The sequence below is a fragment of the Sulfuricaulis sp. genome (assembly GCF_041499725.1).
GTDB lineage: Bacteria > Pseudomonadota > Gammaproteobacteria > Acidiferrobacterales > Sulfurifustaceae > Sulfuricaulis.
The window spans coordinates 1-5670 of the sequence record NZ_JBGQKW010000115.1 but is presented as its reverse complement, the minus strand read 5'-3'; the positions used below and the strand labels follow the sequence as shown (position 1 = coordinate 5670).

Sequence of the window (5670 nt, the reverse complement as noted above, 5' to 3'; positions counted from 1 at the left end):
TGCCGAGGCATATCCAACGCCCAGGTCCACTCCGATACGGATTTCCGGAAGCCGCATGACGGCGAGCCCCTTGGCCTCGGCGTAATCGGCATCGAGGGCGCCGTTACGTACGACACGCACCTCGTTGAGATGAATCGCCACCTTGCTGACATCGAGCTGCGCTATCGGCGCGCGCCCGATGGCCGCCAGGATGCGGCCCCAGTTGGGATCGCTGGCAAAAAATGCGGTCTTCACCAATGGCGAATGAGCGATGGTGTAGGCTACCTCAAGACAGTCGGATTCGCTGCGCCCGCCACGTATTTCGATCGTGATGAATTTGGTCGCACCCTCCGCGTCGCGCACGATAGCCTGCGCCAGATCCGTGAACACCTCCGTGATGGTGTGCAGGAAGGCCGCATGGGCTTCGCCTTCCGCATGATCGATCAAGGGATTACCCGCAGCGCCTGTCGCCAGCAATACACAGGCATCGTTGGTGGAAGTATCGCCGTCCACGGTAATGCGATTGAATGAATCATTGGCCGCCGCGATAACACAGGCCTGGAGAACCGCTGGAGTCACGGCGGCATCGGTGGCGACAAATGCCAACAGGGTCGCCATGTCAGGCCGGATCATGCCAGCACCCTTGGCGATGCCGGTCACCGTCACCGTGTGCGAACCGACGCGGGTCTTGCGCGAACTGCCCTTGGGCACGGTGTCGGTGGTCATGATGCCGTGCGCCGCTTCCGCCCAGCCGTTTTCATTGAGCGCGGCCTGGCAGGCCGGAAGACCGGCGATGATCCGTTCCCGCGGAAAACGCTCGCCGATGACGCCCGTGGAAAAAGGCAGGATTTCTTCGGCGCGACAGCCAATTTGCCTGGCCAGGGCTGCGCAGCAGGCACGCGCATCCTCGAGACCCGGATCGCCGGTGCCGGCGTTGGCAAAGCCGGTATTGATGAGCAGCGCGCGCGGAATGGCTTTGGCCAGATGCTCGCGCGCCACGATGACCGGCGCGGCGCAGAAGCGGTTCTTGGTAAACACGGCGGCGGCATGCGTGCCCGGTGCGCACTCGATCAGCACCAGATCGCGCCGGTCTTGCTTGCGGATGCCGGCGGCAACAGTGCCGAGACGTATGCCGGCAATGGATCCGAGGGAAGGTAAACCGTGTAAGCCAACCGCCATGGGTCAGGCCAGTTTGCCGTGGCAATGCTTGTACTTCTTCCCGGAGCCGCAGGGACAAGGCTCGTTGCGCCCGACTTTGGGCTGGCGGCGCGTCAGCGGCTTCTGCGCAGCGGCCACGCCGACGGCGTCATCGTCCTCTTCCGGCTGTCCACCGGTATCGAGCGAGGGGTGGACGAAGTGCATTTCCTGGGGCTGGCGATTCTGACTTTCCAGCGCTTCGACATCCTGCGGTGCCTGCACCTGAACGTGAGCCAGAAGATTGATCACGTCGTGCCGAAGGCGAGTCAGCATGTCGGAGAAAAGCACGAATGACTCGCGCTTGTACTCCTCCTTCGGGTTCTTCTGGGCATAACCACGCAGGTGAATGCCCTGGCGCAGATAATCCATGGCCGCGAGATGATCCTTCCATTGCGTGTCCAGCACCTGCAACATGACCGCCTTTTCAAGGTGACGCATGACATCGGGTCCGATGGCTATCGCCTTTTCGGCGTGCCGGCGATCAGCCTCGCTAATGATACGGGCGCGAAGTTTTCCCTCGTCCAGCCCCGTCTCGTCCTTGAGCCACTGGGCAACAGGCAATTTCAACCCGAACTCGCGCTCGAGACTTTCCTCCAGCGCGGGCACTTCCCACTGCTCCTCCAGACTCTCCGGGGGAATGTGCTGGTTCATCAGCTCGTTGACGACATCAAGTCGAATCGACGTAATGCTTTCGGAAATATCGTCCACGTTCATGAGCCGGTTGCGCTGTTCGTAAATCACCTTGCGCTGATCGTTCGCCACGTCGTCGTATTCGAGCAATTGCTTGCGAATATCGAAGTTACGTCCCTCGACCTTACGCTGGGCATTCTCAATTGCGCGCGATACCCAAGGGTGCTCGATTGCCTCGCCTTTCTGCATGCCCAGCTTCTGCATGAGGCCGGAAAGCCGGTCACTGCCGAAGATGCGCAACAGATTGTCTTCCAGCGAAAGATAAAAACGCGAGGAACCGGGATCGCCCTGGCGCCCGGAACGGCCACGCAACTGGTTGTCAATGCGCCGCGACTCATGGCGCTCGGTGCCGATCACGTGCAGCCCGCCTGCCGCCACGACCTGCTGGTGTCGCTTGTCCCAATCGGTCCGAGCCTGCTGCCGCTTGGTGGAATCATCGCCGATTTCCTTGAACTCCATCTCGAGATTGCCGCCAAGCACAATGTCGGTGCCGCGGCCGGCCATGTTGGTGGCGATGGTGACGGCCCCGGGACGGCCGGCCTGCGCCACGATTATCGCTTCACGCTCGTGGTGTTTGGCATTCAACACCTGATGTGGAATCTTTTCGTTCTGCAGCAGGCCCGAAAGATGCTCCGAGGCTTCGATGGTCACGGTACCGACCAGCACCGGCTGGCCGCGCTGATGACAATCGCGGATATCGACCAGGATCGCCGTGTGTTTCTCCCCGGCCGTGCGGTATATCTGGTCAGCCATGTCCTGGCGGATCATGGGATGATGGGTCGGTATCACCACGACCTCGAGGCCGTAGATCTGCTGGAACTCGAAGGCTTCGGTGTCGGCAGTGCCGGTCATGCCGGCAAGCTTGGCGTACAGCCTGAAATAATTCTGTAGGGTGATCGTAGCGAGCGTCTGATTTTCGTTCTGGATCTTCACGCCTTCCTTCGCTTCCACGGCCTGGTGCAAGCCATCCGACCAGCGCCGTCCCTGCATCATGCGCCCGGTGAACTCGTCGATGATGATCACCTCATCGTCGCGCACGATGTAATCCACCTCGCGTTTGAACAGGGAATGCGCCCGCAACGCGGCGTTGAGGTGGTGCATTAGAATCAGATTAGAGGCATCGTAGAGACTTGATCCCGCTTCCAGCAGGCCGGCCTGGGCCAGGAGTTTTTCAACCTTCTCGTGCCCGGCCTCGGTGAAGATGGCCTGGCGCGCCTTTTCGTCCACGCTGTAATCCCCCGGACCGTCCTCGGTCTCCTGCTTGATTAGACGGGGAATAATAGTGTTGACCTTGACGTACAGATCGGCACTTTCATCGGCCGATCCGGAGATAATGAGTGGCGTGCGTGCCTCGTCGATCAGAATCGAGTCCACCTCGTCCACGATGGCGTAGTTGACACCGCGTTGCACGCGTTCCTCAGCGCGAAACGCCATGTTGTCGCGCAGATAATCGAAGCCGTATTCGTTGTTGGTGCCGTAGGTGATATCGGCGGCATAGGCCTCGCGTTTTTCCTGGCGATCCTGACCCGGAACAACGACGCCCACGTTCAAGCCCAGAAACCGGTATATCTGACCCATCCATTCGGCGTCGCGGCGCGCCAGGTAGTCGTTGACGGTCACCACGTGCACGCCTTTGCCGGAAAGGGCGTTCAAATACACGGCGAGCGTGGCCACGAGCGTCTTGCCTTCACCGGTGCGCATCTCCGCGATCTTGCCCTGGTGCAACACCATTCCACCAATCAGCTGCACGTCGAAATGACGCATGCCGAGCACGCGCTTGGACGCCTCGCGCACACAAGCGAAGGCTTCATGCAACAGGCTGTCCAGGCTTTCGCCATTCGACACGCGGGTTTTGAATTCGGAAGTCTTGGCGCGCAGCTGCTCGTCGGTGAGTTTGGCGAGTTCGGGCTCGAGCGCATTGATGCGTGCCACATCCTGCTGCATGCGCTTGAGCAGACGCGAGTTGCGACTGCCGAATATCTTGGTAAGCGCTTTCGTAATCATAAAAATCCATGCGCCTCACGCGGAGGCGTTCAAAAGAGCGGCAATTATGGAGGAAAAACGGAGAGACTTGAAGCGTAATACGGCGACGGATGACTATTTAGCGCCGACCTGCTGGAGATACCGCATGGGATTTACCGGAGTGCCATTACGCACGACTTCAAAATGCAGATGGGGCCCGGTGGAACGACCGGAAGTGCCGACCAGTGCGATCGACTGTCCCTTCTTGACAAGGTCGCCCACTTTGACAAGGGTAGCGCTGGTATGGGCATACCGAGTGATCAGGCCGGATTCGTGCGTCACCTCGACCAGCAGTCCATAGCCGGCTCGCTCCCCGCTGTGCGACACGACCCCGTCGCCCACCGCCAGCACGGGTGAGCCCATATGCGAGGCGATATCCACACCTTCATGCACGGCCTGATGGCCATTGAACGGATCGGCGCGCACGCCGAAACCGGAGGAAATCCATCCGCCATCCACCGGCCATCCGGAAGGCGTCACGGCGGCGTTAAGCTTGCGGTCCAGCAACAGGTTCTCGAGCGCGGCCAAGCGCTCCTGCTGGCGCTCGATTTCATGCGTGAGTTGATCGAGCGAAGACGTCAACTCCGGCGGGTTCGAGGAAACACTGGCCTTTTCCGGGCCACCCATGGCGGCATCGGCGGAAAAATTGAATTCGCGCGCATCCAGTCCCGCCATGCGGGTCAGACGGCTGCCGAGCGCATTGAGCCGCAGCACCTGCGCCTGCAACTGCCCCAGCCGCTGGGCCAAGGCGTTGAGATGCGCCTCAGCGTTGCGTTTGGCCTCGGCGACCGCGGTACGTTGCGCCGCCAATTCGCGGCGCTGCGCGGTCAACAGTGAATCCGCGCTGTAGGCGGTCAACATGTCCTGGGCGCGGTAGGCTATAACTCCGAGTAAAATGGGCAGCGCGACAAAAACAACCAGGGCAATCAGTATCAAATGGCGCTGGGAAAGGGTGGCGTTGCGGCCTTTGCCGTGACGGCTGTTGGGTACAAGTATGATGTTCATGCCGGTCGCTCCCCTGTCAACTCACCGATACACAGAATACGAAATCGTTGATTCCCGCCGCGCGCCGTTCAGACAGCCGGAACCGTGCGCACAAAGGCGATGGGCGCCTCGTCGTTTTCGTTATAGGTGATGAGTTCCCACGCCTCCTGGTTCGTCACCAGTTCGCGCAACAGACGATTATTGAGGGAATGCCCGGACTTGTGAGCGCTGAAGGCGCCGATCAGCGGGTGACCCAGGAGATACAGATCGCCGATGGCATCCAGCACCTTATGCTTGACGAACTCGTCTTCGTAACGCAGACCGTCGTCGTTGAGAATCCGGTATTCATCGAGCACGATGGCGTTATCGAGCCCGCCGCCGCGCGCCAGTCCAGCCGCACGCAACGCCTCGAGATCGCCCATGAAACCGAAAGTGCGCGCGCGGCTGACTTCTCTTACAAAAGAGGTTGTGGAAAAGTCGACGCTCGCGTTTTGAGTCGAGTTGCGGAAGGTAGGGTGATTGAATTCGATGGCAAACGAAACCTTGAACCCCTCAAACGGCTCGAAACAGGCCCACTTGTCGCCCTCTTCCAGACGGATCTTCTTCTTGATGCGCATGAAACGCTTCGGTGCCGACTGCTCGGCTATGCCCGCCGATTGGACCAGGAATACAAATGGCCCCGCACTGCCGTCCATGATCGGCACTTCCGCGGCCGTCAGGTCAACATAGGCGTTATCGATACCCAGTCCGGCGAATGCCGACATAAGATGCTCCACCGTGGAAACTCTCGCACCGTTA

At 60.2% G+C, this 5670-nt stretch carries 4 protein-coding genes; all 4 read right to left on the bottom strand.

From position 1 onward, the window contains the following. The coding region (argJ, locus tag ACC569_RS13585) for a bifunctional glutamate N-acetyltransferase/amino-acid acetyltransferase ArgJ (protein ID WP_372524073.1) at positions 1 to 1158 on the bottom strand (1158 nt) is incomplete at its 3' end. Positions 1159 to 1161: 3 nt separating this feature from the next. Then, positions 1162 to 3870 carry a preprotein translocase subunit SecA gene (secA, locus tag ACC569_RS13580; RefSeq protein WP_372524072.1) on the bottom strand — a complete coding sequence of 903 codons (2709 nt, stop codon included), beginning with the start codon at positions 3868 to 3870 and terminating at the stop codon, positions 1162 to 1164. Positions 3871 to 3963: 93 nt separating this feature from the next. Further along, positions 3964 to 4893: a M23 family metallopeptidase gene (locus tag ACC569_RS13575; RefSeq protein ID WP_372524071.1), complete on the bottom strand. Its 930-nt coding sequence runs from the start codon at positions 4891 to 4893 to the stop codon at positions 3964 to 3966. Positions 4894 to 4961: 68 nt separating this feature from the next. Beyond that, the coding region (gene lpxC, locus ACC569_RS13570) for a UDP-3-O-acyl-N-acetylglucosamine deacetylase (protein ID WP_372524070.1) at positions 4962 to 5670 on the bottom strand (709 nt) is incomplete at its 5' end.

Excerpts from the sequence above, each read along its gene's own strand:
- secA (WP_372524072.1), bottom strand. The coding sequence starts at position 3,870 with ATGATTACGAAAGCGCTTACCAAGATATTCGGCAGTCGCAACTCGCGT.
- ACC569_RS13575 (WP_372524071.1), bottom strand. The coding sequence starts at position 4,893 with ATGAACATCATACTTGTACCCAACAGCCGTCACGGCAAAGGCCGCAAC.